The 17,438-nt window shown below is 61.7% G+C and carries 10 protein-coding genes; 8 read left to right on the forward strand and 2 right to left on the reverse strand.

Translation table 11 applies throughout. The annotated features are described in order from the left end of the window. The first annotated feature begins 40 nt into the window (after positions 1-40). From AB4Z35_RS12765 to AB4Z35_RS12800, 8 genes are all read left to right on the forward strand, one after another. Positions 41-1,912 carry a DUF1302 domain-containing protein gene (locus AB4Z35_RS12765; RefSeq protein WP_442097387.1) on the forward strand — a complete coding sequence of 624 codons (1,872 nt, stop codon included), beginning with the start codon at positions 41-43 and terminating at the stop codon, positions 1,910-1,912. Between the two features lie 39 nt (positions 1,913-1,951). Next, positions 1,952-3,307 (forward strand): DUF1329 domain-containing protein, encoded by a 1,356-nt coding sequence (locus AB4Z35_RS12770; RefSeq protein WP_442097388.1) that lies wholly within the window; start codon positions 1,952-1,954, stop codon positions 3,305-3,307. 111 nt (positions 3,308-3,418) lie between these two features. Next, the gene (locus tag AB4Z35_RS12775; RefSeq protein WP_442097389.1) at positions 3,419-4,492 is read left to right on the forward strand and encodes a WD40/YVTN/BNR-like repeat-containing protein; all 1,074 of its coding nucleotides are present in this window, start codon (positions 3,419-3,421) and stop codon (positions 4,490-4,492) included. A gap of 31 nt (positions 4,493-4,523) precedes the next feature. After that, positions 4,524-7,091, forward strand: a complete 2,568-nt coding sequence (locus AB4Z35_RS12780; RefSeq protein WP_442097390.1) for an efflux RND transporter permease subunit — start codon at positions 4,524-4,526, stop codon at positions 7,089-7,091. Between the two features lie 6 nt (positions 7,092-7,097). Beyond that, positions 7,098-8,876, forward strand: coding sequence for an acyl-CoA dehydrogenase C-terminal domain-containing protein (locus AB4Z35_RS12785; RefSeq protein ID WP_442097391.1), 1,779 nt, complete (start codon positions 7,098-7,100; stop codon positions 8,874-8,876). Positions 8,877-8,893: 17 nt separating this feature from the next. After that, positions 8,894-10,537, forward strand: a complete 1,644-nt coding sequence (locus AB4Z35_RS12790) for a fatty acid--CoA ligase (RefSeq protein WP_442097392.1) — start codon at positions 8,894-8,896, stop codon at positions 10,535-10,537. 53 nt (positions 10,538-10,590) lie between these two features. Then, positions 10,591-12,702 carry a 3-hydroxyacyl-CoA dehydrogenase NAD-binding domain-containing protein gene (locus AB4Z35_RS12795; RefSeq protein ID WP_442097393.1) on the forward strand — a complete coding sequence of 704 codons (2,112 nt, stop codon included), beginning with the start codon at positions 10,591-10,593 and terminating at the stop codon, positions 12,700-12,702. A gap of 55 nt (positions 12,703-12,757) precedes the next feature. After that, positions 12,758-13,945, forward strand: coding sequence for an acetyl-CoA C-acyltransferase (locus AB4Z35_RS12800; RefSeq protein ID WP_442097394.1), 1,188 nt, complete (start codon positions 12,758-12,760; stop codon positions 13,943-13,945). Between the two features lie 916 nt (positions 13,946-14,861). On the opposite strand, the gene AB4Z35_RS12805 is transcribed toward AB4Z35_RS12800, so the two are convergent. Both AB4Z35_RS12805 and AB4Z35_RS12810 read right to left on the reverse strand, forming a co-directional pair. Then, positions 14,862-15,920: an NAD(P)-dependent alcohol dehydrogenase gene (locus AB4Z35_RS12805; RefSeq protein WP_442097395.1), complete on the reverse strand. Its 1,059-nt coding sequence runs from the start codon at positions 15,918-15,920 to the stop codon at positions 14,862-14,864. A gap of 59 nt (positions 15,921-15,979) precedes the next feature. Beyond that, positions 15,980-17,437 carry an acyl-CoA reductase gene (locus AB4Z35_RS12810; RefSeq protein ID WP_442097396.1) on the reverse strand — a complete coding sequence of 486 codons (1,458 nt, stop codon included), beginning with the start codon at positions 17,435-17,437 and terminating at the stop codon, positions 15,980-15,982. Position 17,438: the final 1 nt, after the last annotated feature.

The raw sequence follows: 17,438 nt of genomic DNA on the forward strand, positions 1-17,438 counted from the left end.
GAGCCAAAAAACAAAAACAACAAAAAACGGAGACAACGTAATGCACACCACGACAGGGCATAGCCCTTTGCGCCGCAGCATGCTGGCTACCGCCATACTGCTCGCCTCCATGCCGGCTGCCCATGCCTTTGAACTTGGTAATGGCAGTGAAGATTGGGCGGTACGCTTCGATAACACCCTCAAGGCCAGTTACGGTCAGCGGGTGCAAGGTCAGAATTCGAAGATTGCCAACGCCGCCAACTACAACGACGGCGACAAAAACTTCAGTGTCGGCAGTGCAGTGACCCAGCGGATCGATCTGCTGACCGAGCTTGATGTGGTCTATCAGCGCAAGATGGGCTTTCGTGTCAGTGCCGCGAGTTGGTATGACCATGCCTATGACGATGTCGGGTCCAACTCCAACCCTTTTCCAGGGCAGGCGGGCAATGCAGGTAACCTGGTTGCGGCGCGTCAGTCCGGTGCCATTCAGCCGGGCGACTCGCTCAATGGCCATGTTGCACGCAAGCATGGGCTGAGCAACTACACCGACCGTTATTACAACGGACCTTCCGGTGAGATCCTTGATGCGTTTGTGTTCTACAGCACCGAGGTCGGCGAGGAGTCGATGTTCAGCACCAAGCTCGGCAGGCACAACATGTTCTGGGGCGAGACCCTGTTCAACGCGGCCAACGGTATCAACTACGGTCAGTCGGCCCTGGACCTGGCCAAGTTGTACAACGTGCCGGGCACCGAAACCAAGGAACTGTTCCTCCCGCGCAACCAGCTTTCCATGTCTTTCACGGTCAATCCGCAACTGACCCTGGGCGCGCAGTACTTCCTGGAGTTCCGCAACACCCGTCTGCCTGAGGGTGGGACCTACATGGGTGGCTATGACATGTTCGGCGAAGGCGGGGATGTGTTCTGGCTGCCAGTGCCGACGGCGCTGGGCGGGGCCGGTGCTTTTTTTGGTACTCCGCGCGGGCATGACGTCAAGCCGCACAACACTGGTGACTTCGGGCTCATGGCCAAGTGGAGCCCGCAATGGCTGGACGGCACCCTGGGCTTCTACTACCGCAACACCTCGGACCCGATGCCAGTGGTGCTGGTCAATGCGCCCAACCTGCAACAGCCAGGCCTGCCGGGGCTTGCGGGCGCTGAATACCTGGCCGCTTATGCCGATGACATCGACATTTACGGCATCAGCCTGTCGAAAAACGTGGGGCCGGTCAGCGTCGGGCTTGATGTGAACTATCGCGAAAACATGCCGCTGCTGAGCAACTTCACCACTATCAACCCGACATTGAGTGCACAGGCTGCGCAGGGGCTGGTCAACGGCGACAACCTTATCGGTGCCGTGCCGGGCAGAGGTGACACCGGAACGGCCCGTGGCAAGACTTTCCACGTGGTACTCAACGGTCTGGTGAGCTTTGGCAATACCCCGTTGTGGGACTCATCCTCGTTGGCTGTCGAAGGATCGATGACCCATCTGGTCAGCGTCGACAAGGGCCAGCAGTCCTTCAAGGGCAACTCCAGTTACCAGGGCGTCGACAAAGTCGACACCAATGCCTACTCCATCACGACCAACTTCACCCCGACCTGGTTCCAGGTGTTCCCGGGTGTGGATATGTCCATGCCCGTTTCCTACAACGTCGGCCTCAAGGGCAACTCGGCTGTCCAGCTCGGTGGTAGCGAAAACGCCGGCAGCTACTCCATAGGCGTCGCTGCGGACGTCTATCAAAAGTACAAGTTCGACCTGAAGTACGTGGATTCTTTTGGTCCTTTCAATACCTGTGAAACCGGGTTCGATAACAACACCCCCGGCAGTAGTGGGCAGTACCGCTGCATTCCCGGCCAGATCACTTCGCAGGCCGGCCTGGCGCCGCTGCTCAAGGATCGCGGGATGCTCACGGCCTCGTTCAAAACCACCTTCTGACTGACGCTCGGATTACAAAAACAAGTGGAGAGAATTCAGATGAGATTGCTAAATAGTGTGTTGGCAGCTTCCCTGGCAGCTGTCATTGCCGGTCAGGCCCAAGCGGCCGTATCGGCTCAGGATGCCGCCAAATTGGGCTCCAGCCTGACCCCTGTGGGCGCCGAGATGGCGGCTAACGCCGATGGTTCGATTCCAGCCTACAAAGGCGGCCTGACCACTCCGCCAGCCGGCTTCAAGGCGGGCGACGGCATGCGTCCGGATCCGTTTGCCGACGAGAAGCCGCTGCTGGTCATCGATGGCAAGAACCTTGACCAGTACAAGGGCCAGTTGACGGCCACCACGGCAGAACTTGCCAAACGCTATCCCACGTACCACATCAATGTGTATCCGACTCATCGCACTGTTGCCCTGCCTCAGGCGGTGCTGGATAACAGCGTGAAAAATGCCACCGGTACCAGGTCCCTCGATGGCGGCCTGGCCATCGATAACCTGTTGCCTGGCGTGCCGTTCCCGATCCCGACCTCCGGCAGTGAGGCCATGTGGAACCACCTGCTGCGCGTCGGCGGCAACCGTAACGTCAAGTATGACTCCTGGAACGTCGACTCGGCGGGTGTGCCGACACTGTCCACCACGGCGCTGTCGTTCTCGAATTATCCGATCTACGACGACATGTCGAAGCCGTTCAACAGCACTGACGTGTTCTTTCAGATGAAGCTGTATTACACCGGTCCCGCGCGTCGTGCGGGAGAGGCGATCATGCTCAAGGACACCGCCAACCCATTGGCGCAGCCACGCCGCAGCTGGCAGTACCTGCCTGGTCAGCGGCGAGTGAAGCTGGCGCCAGACCTGGCCTACGACACGCCAAATCCCGGTACGGGCGGCGCCGGAACCTACGATGATGTATTCGTCTTCAATGGCGCGTTGGACCGCTTCGACTGGAAGCTGGTGGGCAAGCAGGAAATGATCATCCCCTACAACACCTACAAGCTGACCTACGCCGTGGACGCCAGGCAGCTTACGACCCCCAACCACATCGCGCCTGACTATGTGCGTTGGGAGAAACACCGCGTCTGGGTGGTGGAGGGCACGCTCAAATCCTCTGCGCGGCACATCTACCAGAAGCGCCGCATGTACCTGGATGAAGACAGCTGGATCGCTCTGGCCTCTGACCAGTATGACTCGAGCGGCAAACTCTACCGTGGCTCCTTCGCCTTCCTCAGCCAGAGCTACGACAAAAACATTCCTGATGTCTCGCCTTTCATGATCTACGACCTGGTGGGCGGCTCCTACAACATCAACGGCATCACGGGCGCGTATGGCGGCATCAAGTACATCGAGTCTCTGTCGAAGGCGCAGTGGGCGCCGGATGCGCTGGCAGCTTCCGGTATCCGCTAGGTGTCAGGCGACAGAAGTCCGGGGTGAACGGTAGAGATCCCCCGGTTACCGACTCCGGCGCCGGACTGCACCTCGTGTGCTGTGCGGTGCCGTTTTCCTGGAAGGTGCGGTATGGGTTCCTTGAAAAATTTCGTGCTGGCGCTGCTGTGTTCGATGCTGGCGCTATTGCAGGGTGTCGCTCAGGCGGCCGGTTATGTCGATGTGCTGGATCTGCCAGCCAAGCCGAGTCCCTTGGCCATGCGTAGCCCCTTGATCGGCGTCGCTCGCGCGGGTGAGCGCCTGGTCACCGTTGGCCAGCGTGGCCATATTCTTTATTCCGATGACGCTGGCAAGCACTGGCTACAGGCTGGCGTCCCGGTCAGCAGCGATTTGACCGCGGTGTTTTTCCCTTCCGCCAAACAGGGCTGGGCGGTCGGTAACGACGGTGTCGTGCTGCATAGCAGCGATGCTGGTGCGACGTGGCAAAAGCAATTGGACGGTCGTCAGATCGGCGCCTTGCTGGTCAAGCATTATGCAGCGCTGGCCAGTGCCCAGCCGGCCAACGAGCAATGGCCGCTGCAGGTCGCTGAAGGTCAGCGCCTGGTCGAGCAGGGCGCCGACAAGCCGTTCCTCGATGTGTGGTTCGCCAACGACAAAACCGGCTATGTGGTCGGCGTGTTCAACCTGATCCTGCGCACCGACGACGGTGGTCAGAGCTGGACGCCGTTTCAGGATCGCACCGACAACCCGCAGGGTTTTCACCTCAATGCCATCGCCTCAACGGGCGACGCGTTGTACATCGCCGGCGAGCAGGGTCTGTTGCTCAAGTGGGACGACAGCGCCCAGCGTTTCGCCGCCGTGTCGACGCCTTATCAAGGCAGCTTCTTCGGCGTGCTCGGCAAGCCCGGGGAAGCGCTGGTCTACGGCTTGCGCGGCAATGTGCTGCGCAGTACCGATGGTGGTCTGAGCTGGACCCCGCTGGACAGTGGCCTGCACGTCAGTATCACCGCCGGCCTCGTCGATGCCCATGGCGATTACCGCTTGTTCACTCAGGCCGGGCACACGCTGATTGGCCAAGCGAGTGGCAAGCGCTTGCAGGTGTTGCCGCACCAGGACCTGCCCCCCGTGGCCGGTGCCACCTTGGCCGCCGACGGTTCGCTGGTGGTGGTGGGTAGCCGCGGTGCACAGGCACTGTCCGTTGAATAAGACCTCGAAAAATTAGAGCGAGTACCTGGATATGGGCAACATAAAACAAGACGCCATGCCGGTGATCCGCGAGCTGCGTGACTTCGATCGGTGCTCCGGCAACCGGCTGGAGCGGCTGGTGTTCAACTTCCGCCCGCTGTTCATGCTGCTGATGGCGCTGGCCACGGTGGTGCTGGGCTACATGGCGGTGACTCGCCTGGAGCTGCGCCCCAGCTTCGAGAAGATGATTCCCCAGAGCCAGCCGTACATTAAGAACTTCCTCGAGAACCGCCAGTCGCTACGTGGTCTGGGCAACTCGGTGCGGGTGGTGGTGGAGAACACCCGGGGCGATATATTCGATCCCGGTTACCTGGACGTACTCAAGCAGATCAACGACCAGTTGTTCCTCACTGAAGGCGTCGACCGCTCCTGGATGAAGTCGCTATGGAGTCCTGGGGTGCGCTGGACTGAAGTCACTCAGGAAGGCTTCCAGGGCGGCCCGGTGATGCCCGATGCCTACCAGGGCAAGCCCGAGCAAATCGAACAGTTGCGCCAGAACATTTCCCGCGCCGGTATCGTCGGCAGCCTGGTGGCCAGCGACTACAAGTCGAGCATGCTCATCGTGCCCCTGCTGGACAAGGCCTCGGCCACTGGCCAGCGCATCAACTACCACGCCTTCTCGCAGATGCTCGAAGAGCAGTTGCGCGACAAGATCGAGTTCGCCGGCGACAGCGCCGCGCGCAAGGCCGGGGCCGAGGGCAAGGGCCCGTACAAGGTGCGGGTGATCGGTTTCGCCAAGCTCATGGGCGACCTGATCGACGGCCTGATTCAGGTGATGATGTTTTTCGGTCTGGCGGTGGTCACCTCGTTGGCCATCATCTACGCCTACACCCGTTGCGTGCGCAGCACTCTGCTGGTGGTCGGCTGCTCGCTGATTGCGGTGGTCTGGCAACTGGGCATCGTCGCCTGGCTCGGGTACGCCATCGATCCGTACTCGGTGCTGGTGCCGTTTTTGATTTTCGCCATCGGCGTGTCCCACGCGGCACAGAAGATGAACGGCATCATGCAGGACATCGCTCGGGGCACTCACAAGCTGATCGCTGCGCGCTACACGTTCCGCCGGTTGTTCATTGCCGGGGTTACCGCGTTGCTGGCTGACGCGGTGGGTTTTGCGGTGTTGATGCTGATCGACATTCCGGTGATCCAGGACCTGGCGATCACTGCCAGCATCGGCGTCGCCGTGCTGATTTTCACCTCCTTGCTGCTGATGCCGGTGGCGCTGTCTTATATCGGTGTTGGGCGCCAGGCCGCCGAGCGGGCGCTGAAGATCGACACGAGAGCGGCGGGGCATAACGGCGTCGGCAAACTGTGGGACCTGCTCGATCGCTTCACCACGCGCAATTGGGCCACGGGGGCGATCCTGGTGGCGACGCTGATGGGTATCGGCGGTTTCATGGTCAGCCTGCAACTGAAAATCGGCGACCTCGACAGCGGGGCGCCGGAGTTGCGTGCCGACTCGCGCTATAACCGCGACAACGCCTACATCACCAGCCACTACGCCCTGTCCAGCGATATGTTCGCGGTGATGATCAAGACCGCACCGGAAGGCTGCCTGAACTACCAGACCCTGGTCCTCGCCGACCGTCTGGCCTGGGAGCTGCAGCAGTCCCCAGGGGTTCAGGCGACGTCTTCGCTGGTCAACGCGGTGCGCCAGATTACCGCGGGCACCTACGAGGGCAATCCCAAGCTCAACAGCATCCAGCGCAATCAGGACGTGCTGAACTACGCCGCGCAGCAGGCCTCGGTCAACTCCCCGGAGTTGTTCAACAACGACTGCTCGCTGATGCCGGTGATCGCCTTTCTCAAGGACCACAAGGCTGAAACCCTGGACGCGGTGGTCGCCATCGCTGACAGGTTCTCCAAGGAAAACAGTACCGCCAGGGAAAACAGCACCCAGGATCGTCAGTTCCTGCTGGCTGCCGGCAGTGCCGGCATCGAAGCCGCGACCAACATCGTGGTGCGCGAGGCCAACCGCACCATGCTGTTTTACGTCTATGCGGCGGTGACGCTGTTCTGCCTGATCACCTTCCGCAGCTGGCGCGCCACGTTGGTGGCGCTGCTGCCGCTGGTGCTGACCTCGATCCTCTGCGAAGCCTTGATGGTGGTCATGGGCATCGGCGTGAAGGTAGCGACCTTGCCGGTGATCGCCCTCGGCGTGGGGATAGGTGTCGACTACGCGTTGTACTTGCTCAGCGTTCAGCTGTATCACCAGCGCCAGGGGCTATCGCTGGCGGATGCCTACCGAAAAGCGGTGTCGTTCACCGGTCGGGTGGTGGGACTGGTGGGCATCACCCTGGCGGCCGGCGTGGTGTGCTGGGTCTGGTCACCGATCAAATTCCAGGCGGACATGGGCATCCTGCTGACCTTCATGTTCCTGTGGAACATGCTCGGCGCGCTGATCCTTATTCCTGCCCTGTCGTACTTCCTGTTGCGCGGTCCCTCGCTGAACCGTCGGACTGCCGCGGATGAGCCAGTGGTGCATGAGTCGCTGCTGCCCGTCAGCGAGACCGGCCATTCCCAAAAAACAGGCATACCGCATTCCCTCACATTGACCGAGTAACCCACCATGTCTGATTACAAAGCCCCCTTGCGCGACATGCGCTTCGTGCTCAATGAAGTCTTTGAGGTCCCCAGGCTATGGACTCAACTGCCCAGCCTTGCCGAGGTGGTCGACGAAGAAACGGCCGCCGCCATCCTCGAAGAGGCCGGCAAGATCAGCGCAGGCAGCATTGCCCCGCTGCGCCGCAGTGGCGACGAGCAAGGTTGCTCCTGGGACAACGGAGCGGTGAATGTCCCGGATGGATTTGTCGCGGCGTACCAGGCCTTTGCCGACGGCGGCTGGGTCGGTGTCGGCGGTGATCCGCAGTACGGTGGCATGGGCATGCCCAAGACGATCGCCGCCCAGGTCGAGGAGATGGTGACCTCGGCCAACCTGTCTTTCGGCACCTACCCGATGCTGACGGCGGGTGCCTGTCTGTCGCTCAACGCCCACGCCAGTGAGGCACTCAAGGAGCGCTTTCTGCCGAACATGTACGCTGGCGTCTGGAGCGGCTCCATGTGCCTGACCGAGGCTCATGCCGGCACCGACCTGGGCCTGATCCGCACCAGGGCCGAACCCCAGGCCGACGGCAGCTACAAGATCAGCGGCAGCAAGATTTTCATCAGCGGTGGCGAGCATGACCTGACCGAAAACATCATTCACCTGGTACTGGCCAGACTGCCGGATGCACCGGCGGGGCCGAAAGGCATTTCGCTGTTCCTGGTGCCCAAGGTACTGGTCAATGACGACGGTTCGCTGGGCGAGCGAAATTCGCTGTCCTGCGGTTCCATCGAACACAAGATGGGCATCAAGGCATCCGCCACCTGCGTGATGAACTTCGATGGCGCCACTGGCTGGATCGTCGACGCGCCGAACAAGGGCCTGGCGGCGATGTTCACCATGATGAACTACGAGCGTCTGGGCGTGGGCATACAGGGCCTGGCGCAGGGTGAACGCTCTTATCAGAGCGCCGTCGCGTACGCCCGTGACCGTCTGCAAAGCCGCGCACCGACCGGCGCGCAGCACAAGGATAAGGCGGCCGATCCGATCATTGTGCACCCGGACGTACGCCGCATGCTGCTGACCATGAAAGCCCTGAACGAGGGGGGGCGTGCGTTTTCCAGCTACGTGGCCCTGCAACTGGACACGGCCAAATACAGTGAGGACGCACCGACTCGCCAGCGCGCAAACGAGCTGGTGACCTTGCTGACGCCGATCGCCAAGGCGTTTCTCACCGACATGGCGCTGGAAACCACTGTGCACGGCCAGATGATTTTCGGCGGCCATGGTTATGTCCGTGAGTGGGGCCAGGAGCAACTGGTGCGCGATGTGCGCATCACCCAGATCTACGAAGGCACCAATGGCATCCAGGCGCTGGACCTGGCCGGGCGCAAGATCGTCGGCAGCAGCGGGGCGCTTTATCGTCTGTTTGCCGCCGAGGTTCGCCATTTCACCGCCAACGCCAGCGCCGACCTCGGTGAGTTCACCCAACAATTGAACGCCGCCGTGGATACCCTCGACGAACTGACGTCGTGGTTGCTCGACCGAGCCATGAACGACCCGAACGAAATCGGCGCCGCCTCGGTCGAGTACCTGCAGGTATTCGGCTACACCGCGTATGCCTACATGTGGGCCCTGATGGCCAAAGCGGCGCAGGGGAAACAGACCGAGGATGACTTCTACGCCAGCAAGCTGGGCACGGCACGTTTCTACTTCGCCCGTCTGCTACCGCGTATCCATTCACTGAGCGCTTCGGTCATGGCCGGTAGCGATAGCCTCTATTTGCTGGATGCGGCGCAATTCTGAACCAGGAAGTCACGACCATGCTGAAGACAAAAATAATTCCGCCAGCACAAGGCGCCTACACCTACCCGCTGCTGATCAAGAGCTTGTTGCTGTCGGGAGTGCGATACGAGCCCGCCAATGAAATCGTCTACGCCGACAAGCTGCGCTACAGCTACAAGACCCTCATCGAGCGCATCCACCGTCTGGCCAATGCGCTGACGGTGGCCGGGGTCAAGGCCGGGGATACCGTGGCCATGCTCGACTGGGACAGCCACCGGTACCTGGAATGTTTCTTTGCCGTGCCAATGATCGGCGCGGTATTGCACACGGTGAACATTCGCCTGTCGCCGGAACAGGTGCGCTACACCATGAATCACGCCGAGGACGATCTGGTGCTGGTGCATGATGATTTCCTGCCCATGATCGAGCAGATCCATGCTGGCCTGAACACCGTCAAGGGCTACATCCGGCTCTCTGACGACGTCGCGACCAGCACCGGACTGCCCGTGTTGGGGCAGTATGAAAGCCTGCTGTCCCAGGCGGCTGGCCATTACGACTTTCCCGACTTCGATGAAAACTCTGTGGCGACCCTGTTCTACACCACGGGCACCACGGGCGACCCGAAAGGCGTGTACTTCACCCATCGCCAACTGGTCCTGCACACCCTGAATGCCGTGGGTACTTTGGGTGCCTACCAAAGCTTTGCGCTGTTACGTTCCGACGACGTTTACATGCCGATCACGCCGATGTTCCACGTGCATGCCTGGGGCGTGCCCTATGTCGCGACCCTGATGGGCATCAAACAGGTGTACCCCGGGCGATACGAGCCCAATAGCCTGGTTCGGCTTTTTCGAGAAGAGAAGGTCACCTTTTCTCATTGTGTGCCCACGATTCTGCAAATGATCCTGGGCTGCGACGAAGCGGCGCAGACCTCTTTCGATGGCTGGAAAATGCTCTTGGGAGGCAGTGCGCTGACCTTGGCAATCGCCAGCCAGGCGAGCGCCAAAGGTATTCAGGTGCACAGCGGGTACGGCATGTCCGAGACCTGCCCGATGCTGTGTTCGACTTATCTGCGTGGGCAGGAGCTTGAACAGTGCACGCAAGCGCAGTTAGCCACTCGTATCAAGACCGGCATGCCCATATCGATGGTCGATTTGAAAATTATCGATGCCAGAGGCAATAGCATTCCTCACGATGGTGAGTCCCTGGGCGAGATCGTTGTGCGTGCCCCCTGGCTGACGCAAGGCTATTTGAAGGCGCCTGAAAAAGGCGCCGAGCTGTGGCAGGGCGGTTGGCTGCATACCGGCGACCTGGCCTCTATCGACCCTCTGGGCGGGGTGGAAATCAAGGACCGGATCAAGGATGTGATCAAGACGGGCGGGGAGTGGATCAGCTCGCTGGAGCTGGAGAACCTGATCAGCGAGCACGTGTCGGTCACGTCCGTCGCGGTGGTCGGCATTGCCGATGAGCAATGGGGCGAACGGCCCATGGCCCTGGTGGTGTGCGAGCCTGGACAGTACATCGATAAAAAGATGCTCGAAGACCACCTGCAACAGTTTGTGGCGCGTGGCCGGATCAACAAATGGGCAATCCCCAAGCAGTTCAAGTTCGTCGCCGAGATCCCCAAGACCAGCGTCGGAAAAATCAACAAGAAGCTGATTCGGCAAAGCGAGTCGAGTTGAGGCAATAGACCCATTGCGTGGCGTTCACTTCTTTATCCGACGAGAAAACCTCCATGAATACTCTCATCCATTATCACTGCGAAGGTCCTCTGGTCCTGATCGGCCTCGCCCGTGCCCCTGTCAACGCCCTCGGCCAGGCGCTGCGCGAAGAACTGCTGGAGGCCTGTGAACGCGCCGCGGCGGACGCCAGCGTGAAAGCGATTGTCCTCCACGGTGAGGGCCTGGTGTTTAGTGCTGGCGCGGACATTTCCGAGTTCGGTAGCGCAGCTTCGTTCGCCACACCGGACCTGTCGAGCCTGCTGGCCCGGCTCACCGAACTGGACAAACCGCTGATCGCCGCCATCGGTGGTCTGGCGTTGGGTGGTGGGCTGGAGCTCGCCCTGGCCTGCGGCTACCGCGTGGCTGAAGCCGGCGCGCGCCTGGGCCTGCCGGAAATCAAGCTGGGCCTGCTGCCCGGCGCCGGTGGCACTCAGCGCTTGCCGCGCCTGATCGGTGCCGCCGCGGCGCTGGAGATTATTGCTTCGGGTCAGCCGATCAGTGCGGCGCGGGCACTGGCGTTGGGGCTGCTCGACCGTGTGGCGCAAGACGCGCACAGCCTGCTGGATACAGCCAGGTGCATGGCCGAAGAGCTGATTGCCCGGCAGGCGCCGGCTCGTCCGGCCTGGCCGCAAGCGAACCCGGGAGCAGCCCTGCCGGCGAATTATTTCGCCGACTATCGTGCTGCCAACCAGGCTCGCTGGAAAGGCCAGAACGCGCCGCAGCGGGTGGTAACGGCGATCGAAGCCGCGTGCAGCTTGCCATTGGCCGAAGGCCTGGCCAGGGAGCGCGAGCTGTTCCAGGAGGCCGAGGCATCCAGCGAGTCCCGGGCCTTGCGCCATGTATTCTTTGCCGAGCGTGAAGTCGGCAGGCTGCCGGGGCTGGACGCGGGCACGCCGATTCGTCCGATTACCCGGGTCGCGGTGATAGGTGCCGGCACCATGGGCGGCGGGATTGCCATGAACTTTGCCAATGCGGGCATGGCGGTGACGCTGCTGGAACTGAAGGCCGATGCCCTGGCCCGAGGCCTGGAGCTGATCGGCAAAAACTACGAAACCAGTGTCCAGCGCGGCAAGCTCACGGCCGAACAGATGGACGAGCGCCTGGCGCTGATCCACGGCACCCTGGACTACGCCGATATCGCCGACGCTGACCTGGTGATCGAAGCCGTGTTCGAGAACCTGTCGATCAAGCAGCAGGTGTTTCGTACCCTGGACGAGGTGTGCAAGGCCGGAGCGATTCTCGCGAGCAATACCTCGACCCTCGATGTCGACGCCATTGCTGCTGTCACTCGCAGGCCACAGGACGTCGTCGGCCTGCACTTCTTCAGCCCGGCCAACGTCATGCGCCTGCTCGAAGTAGTCCGCGGCACGGCCACGGCCCCCGATGTCCTGGCCACTACGCTGAAAATCGCCAAGCGCATCGGCAAGATCCCGGTGGTTTCCGGGGTGTGCTTCGGCTTCATCGGCAACCGCATGCTTGAACCCTATTCCCGCGAGGCTCACCGCCTGCTGCTGGAAGGGGCTACACCCGCGCAGATCGACCGGGTGCTCACTGGCCTTGGTCTGGCCATGGGGGTGTTGGCCATGCACGACCTGGCGGGCATTGATGTCAGCTTCCTGGTGCGCGAGTCGCGCCGCGATGTCATTGCCCACGATCTCGGCTACTGCAAGCTCGCCGACGCGCTCTACGCCCTCGGCCGTTTTGGTCAGAAGACCAGCCGCGGCTATTACCTCTATGAAGGCCGCGAGCGCAAGGATGACCCGCAAGTGGTCGCACTGGCCGAACGGATCGCTGGCGAATCGGGTATCCAGCGCCGCGCCATCAGTGATCAGGAAATCCACGACCGCTGCCTGTTGATGCTGGTCAACGAAGGCATCCAGTTGCTCGACGAAGGCATCGCCCAGCGCAGCAGCGACATCGACCTGGTCTGGATCAACGGCTACGGCTTCCCGGCCTGGCGCGGCGGCCCGCTGCACTACGCCGAAGGGCTGGGACTGGCACAGGTGCTGGGGCGTATCAGCCATTACCGCGAGTCACTCGGCGCCTACGGCGCGATGTGGTTCCAACCGGCAGCGCTGCTGGGGCGCCTGGTGGCCTGCGGCAAGACCCGCATCGAACGCATCTGACCATCCGGCGGCTTCTCCAGGGCGGCCGCCCACCTATTTCGCAAGGACCTCTACCATGAAAGAAGCTGTCATTCTCTCCACGGCCCGTACCCCTATCGCCAAGGCATTCCGTGGCGCGTTCAACACCATCAAGTCGCCCACCATGGCCGCTCATGCGATCCGTGCGGCGGTCGAACGCGCCGGCATCGAAGCCGGTGAAATCGAAGACCTGGTGATGGGCACCGCACTGACCAGCGGCACGGCGGGCTTGAACCTCGCGCGCATGGCCGCCCTGGCCTCGGGTTTGCCGTTGTCGGTCAGCGGGCAGACCCTGGATCGTCAGTGCGCCTCGGGCCTGATGGCCATCGCCACGGCCGCCAAGCAGATCATGGTCGACGGCATGCCGGCCGCGATCGGTGCCGGCCAGGAAAACATCAGCGCCGTGCAGAATCGCCACATGGAATGGGCGTACGCCGAGCACGATCCGCAGGTGGAGCGCAATGCCATCCACGCCTACATGCCGATGCTGCAAACCGCCGAACGGGTCGCCCGGCGCTACGGTATCAGTCGCGAGGCGCAGGACGCCTACGCCCTGCAATCACAACTTCGTACCGCAGCGGCACAGCGGGCCGGATTGTTCGACAGTGAAATCGTCCCGGTCACCAGCATTCGGCAGGTGATCGACAAAGTCACTGGCGAGACGCGCCTGGAAGAAGTCACTCTGCGTTTTGATGAAGGCAACCGTCCGCAGACCCGCCTGGAAGATCTGGTCAACCTCAAGCCGGTAATCGACGGAGGCTGCATCACCGCCGGCAACGCCAGCCAATTGTCCGACGGTGCCAGCGCCTGCGTGCTGATGGATGCGCGACTCGCCGAGCAACGCAACCTCAAGCCGTTGGGCTTGTACCGTGGTATCGCCGTTGCCGGCCTGGCCCCGGAAGAAATGGGCATCGGTCCGGTGCTGGCGGTCCCCAGGCTGCTCAAGCAACACGGCCTGAAGGTTGACGATATCGGCCTGTGGGAGCTCAACGAGGCGTTCGCCTGTCAGGTGCTCTATTGCCGCGACACCCTGGGCATCGACGACGCCCGCCTGAACGTCAATGGCGGTTCCATCGCCATCGGCCACCCTTACGGAATGAGTGGCGCGCGGATGGTCGGGCATGCCCTGCTGGAAGGTCGGCGGCGCGGCGTGAAGTATGTGGTAGTGACCATGTGCGTCGGCGGCGGGATGGGCGCGGCCGGACTCTTCGAGGTGTTCCAGTGAACGAAGCCTGGGTAGCCTTTATCAATAGACTTTTGCATCACGGCAGCGGTTGTGCGCCGGGCTCACGCCCTTGCGCAATCGCTGCTGGCGAGTCACTTTGAAAAACGTAATGCCGCCCAGTGCAAAGTAATCAAACGTTCTTGGCCCTTTCGTTCGGTGTCTCGCTGGCGCTCGGCATGCGCTCGAAGGGGTAAAAAGATCAAAATCAAAAGCGCGCGAGGCGGTCTTATAGCCGATCTGACGTCTAGTTCGAGCCTGTCATCGGCGGTGAACCGTGAACACCAATCCCATGCCCGGCACAGTTGCCTGTGGGAGCGAGCCTGCTCGCGATGGCGGCCTGACAGCCGACGTGGTTTATTTCAGGTGTACATATCCATTCCTGCGGTAACGGCTTCTATTGGTTTCGCTCTTACAGCGAGTCACTTTGAAAAGCCCAAAGTAACCAAAGGCTCTTGCCCCTGACGTTTGGTGCCTCGCCTAGGCTCGGCATACCCTCGCTCCGGTCCTGCTCCGTGGGCCCGCCGCCATCGGCCATCCATGGCCGGGGGCGGCTAACCCGGCATCCATGCCGGGTTGCCCACTGCGCAGAACCTGCGCTCGGCCTCTCGATGGGGCGTGTACCGCAAAAGCTGAAGCCGAGGCGGCCTCCGGGCCGACCTGAGCCTCAAGCGGGCGCGCTTCGCTTATTTGAGCATGCACAGACTCTGAACTGACGCAGATCCCTGTGGGAGCGGCGGTGCATGACATGGGTGTTCACCGCCGATGACGGGGTCGAACTAGACGTCAGGTTGGCTCTCAGGTCGCCAATCGCGATAAGACGGACAGTGAGATAGTCGTGGATGCGGGGCACTTGTGCAGCAAGTTATAGGTCGGCAAGAAGGCGCTGCGGTGATGAGCACCGCAGCGTGGGACTTCATTACAGTGCTATGTCACGCATGCTGTTCATGTCGATCACGAAGCGGTACTTCACGTCGTTGTTTTGCAGGCGGTCAAAGGCCGTGTTGATGTCCTTGATGTCAATCATTTCGCAGCTGGGCAGGACCTGATGTTCGGCGCAGAAATCCAGCAGTTCCTGGATCGCCTGGATCCCACCGATGAGCGAGCCGGCGATGGTGCGGTTGTTGCGAATCAGTAAGCCACCATGGATGGGTTCCAGTGGTTCGATGGCACCGACCAGCACCAGTACGCCTTCGCGACCCAACAGCATCAGGTAGGGGTTGACGTTGTGGCGGCTGGGAATGGTGTCGATGATGAATTCGAACGCATTGGCCGCCGCCGTCATTGCCGGCGAATCGTTGGACAGCAGCACATGATTGGCACCCAGGGCGCGGGCATCATCGGCCTTGCCCGGTGAAGTGGTGATCACGGTCACCTCGGCACCGAGCGCCACGGCCAGCTTCACCGCCATATGCCCGAGCCCGCCGAGGCCAACCACCGCGACTTTCGAACCCTTGCCTACGCCGTAGCGGCGCATCGGGTTCCACACGGTAATGCCGGCGCACAGCAGCGGTGCGGCGAAACGCGGATCGAGGCTTTCGGGCATACGCAGAACGAATTGCTCACGGACGACGATATGCTCGGAGTAACCACCATAGGTGATCTCGCCGGTGTGACGATCCTTGCCATTGTAGGTGGGCGTCGGACCATGGGCACACAGTTGTTCCTGATGCTCCTCGCAAGGTGCGCATTGCAGGCAGCTGTCGACCTGACAACCGACGGCGACCCGGTCACCGACCTTGAAACGGCTGACGTGACTGCCGACGGCAGTGACATGCCCGACGATCTCGTGGCCGGGCACGATGGGATAGACCGTGTTGTTCCAATCGTTATTTACCTGATGGGCATCGGAATGGCAGACACCGCAATAGGCGATATCGATGGCGACGTCATCGTCGCGCAAGGCCCGGCGCTCGAAACGAAACGGCGCGAGGGCGGAATGGGCCTCATGGGCGGCAAATCCCAGGCAAGTGGTCATGGGTAAGTCCTGTAGGAATCAAGGCGTACCCCCGGCAATGGCCGGGGGTAAAGGAGGGGTTAGATCGACGGGCGCAACCAGGGCGCCGGGGTCATTTCCGGCGAGGCGATCTGGTTGACGATCCACTTGCCCATGCGCCGCAGCGGCTCGATGGAATCTTGCGGACCCGCCCATTTCAGCCCCGCTGCGTAGCCCAGCGAAACGATTCGCTGAGCGCCATACAGCGGCAGAATGTCCTTGAGATCTTCCTTGATGCTTTCCGGATAGACGCCGACGGTCTGGGTGTAGGCATCCACGGCATCCATCATCTCGTGCAGGTCATCGACCGGCACCAGGTTGGCGGTGCGGTCGTCGAGCCGGGTGGCAAAGGACACCGACTCCGGTATCTGCGAGCAGATGACCGCGCCTTCACCGTCCTGGCCGCCAATCACCTGGTACCACTCATCATCCAGGCGCAGCGCGTCGACTTCGGCCTTGAGGCCCTGGTCGTAGCGTTTGGGCACAGTGCTGAGGGTGTTGGGCAGGGTCTGCATGGCGTCGTAGACATACCGGCCGAAGGTGTTCAGATTCGCCAGGCCGGCCTCGTCGGTGCCGCTCTGCACATAGACCACCCTGGCGCACACGCACGCCTTCTGGTTCAGTGCACCGATGTCGCTGGCCAGGCGCAGGGCGGCCTCGCGCATGGTCTCTTCAGTGTCGAAAGCGCCCTTGCCGATGATGCTGGCGCTGCGTTTCGGGTCGAGGGAGATCAGCTCCAGACCCGGCTGGATGTAGCGAGTGACATGCTTCATCGAATTGAAGCCGCCCCAGGCGACGATCTTCTCCAGGTTCTGTGGTTGATACAGGCGTTCTTCGAAAGCCTGGTCGCCACCTTTCCAGTAGGCGACGCTGAGGTGTTTGGTCAGCGGATGGTCCGGCGCCATCTCGACCATGGTGCGGGCGATGGCCAGGGCCGTGAACGGGTCGTTGGACGGCGCCTTGATGATCGCGTCGCTGCGCAGCACCATGTTGCGCAGGATGGTCAGCAGGGACAGCCCGGTCGCGTTGCCGGCGACGATATGCAGCGTGCGGGCGCCGAAGCAGCGCACATCCAGTTCGGTGCCGTCGATCAAGCGTTGCTTGACCCAGCCTTCCAGGTACTTGACGCCCACCGAGTTCTCCACCTGTTCGGTGACGGACTCACGGGTGAGCATATGCCGCAGCCCCATGTAGCTGCCCTTGACCATGCTCGGGGTGACGGGCGCCGTCAGGTACGACAGCTCGCAGGCTTCCTGCAGGTAGGGGTTTTTGTCGAACTCAAGACGTTCACCGAGGGCTTCGGCGTAGTCGAGGATATCCTTGAAACTGAGGGTGTACAGGTCGGCCAGCCGGGCCGGATTACCCAGCGGCAACTGGTCGATGTACTTGTGCGCATCCGGGGTCTGGAACACCAGGTCGCCGCCACGGCCGCCTACGTCGATCAGGTTGTCGGTGATGACTTTGCCGCGGATGATCATTGGCGCAATCGGTTTGCTCATG

It is taken from the genome of Pseudomonas sp. KB_15 (assembly GCF_052114525.1).
Taxonomy (GTDB): Bacteria; Pseudomonadota; Gammaproteobacteria; order Pseudomonadales; family Pseudomonadaceae; genus Aquipseudomonas.

Coding starts and splice junctions, on each gene's coding strand:
- AB4Z35_RS12785 (WP_442097391.1), top strand. CDS start 7,098: ATGTCTGATTACAAAGCCCCCTTGCGCGACATGCGCTTCGTGCTCAAT.
- AB4Z35_RS12795 (WP_442097393.1), top strand. CDS start 10,591: ATGAATACTCTCATCCATTATCACTGCGAAGGTCCTCTGGTCCTGATC.
- AB4Z35_RS12800 (WP_442097394.1), top strand. CDS start 12,758: ATGAAAGAAGCTGTCATTCTCTCCACGGCCCGTACCCCTATCGCCAAG.
- AB4Z35_RS12790 (WP_442097392.1), top strand. CDS start 8,894: ATGCTGAAGACAAAAATAATTCCGCCAGCACAAGGCGCCTACACCTAC.
- AB4Z35_RS12780 (WP_442097390.1), top strand. CDS start 4,524: ATGGGCAACATAAAACAAGACGCCATGCCGGTGATCCGCGAGCTGCGT.
- AB4Z35_RS12765 (WP_442097387.1), top strand. CDS start 41: ATGCACACCACGACAGGGCATAGCCCTTTGCGCCGCAGCATGCTGGCT.
- AB4Z35_RS12770 (WP_442097388.1), top strand. CDS start 1,952: ATGAGATTGCTAAATAGTGTGTTGGCAGCTTCCCTGGCAGCTGTCATT.
- AB4Z35_RS12775 (WP_442097389.1), top strand. CDS start 3,419: ATGGGTTCCTTGAAAAATTTCGTGCTGGCGCTGCTGTGTTCGATGCTG.
- AB4Z35_RS12805 (WP_442097395.1), bottom strand. CDS start 15,920: ATGACCACTTGCCTGGGATTTGCCGCCCATGAGGCCCATTCCGCCCTC.
- AB4Z35_RS12810 (WP_442097396.1), bottom strand. CDS start 17,437: ATGAGCAAACCGATTGCGCCAATGATCATCCGCGGCAAAGTCATCACC.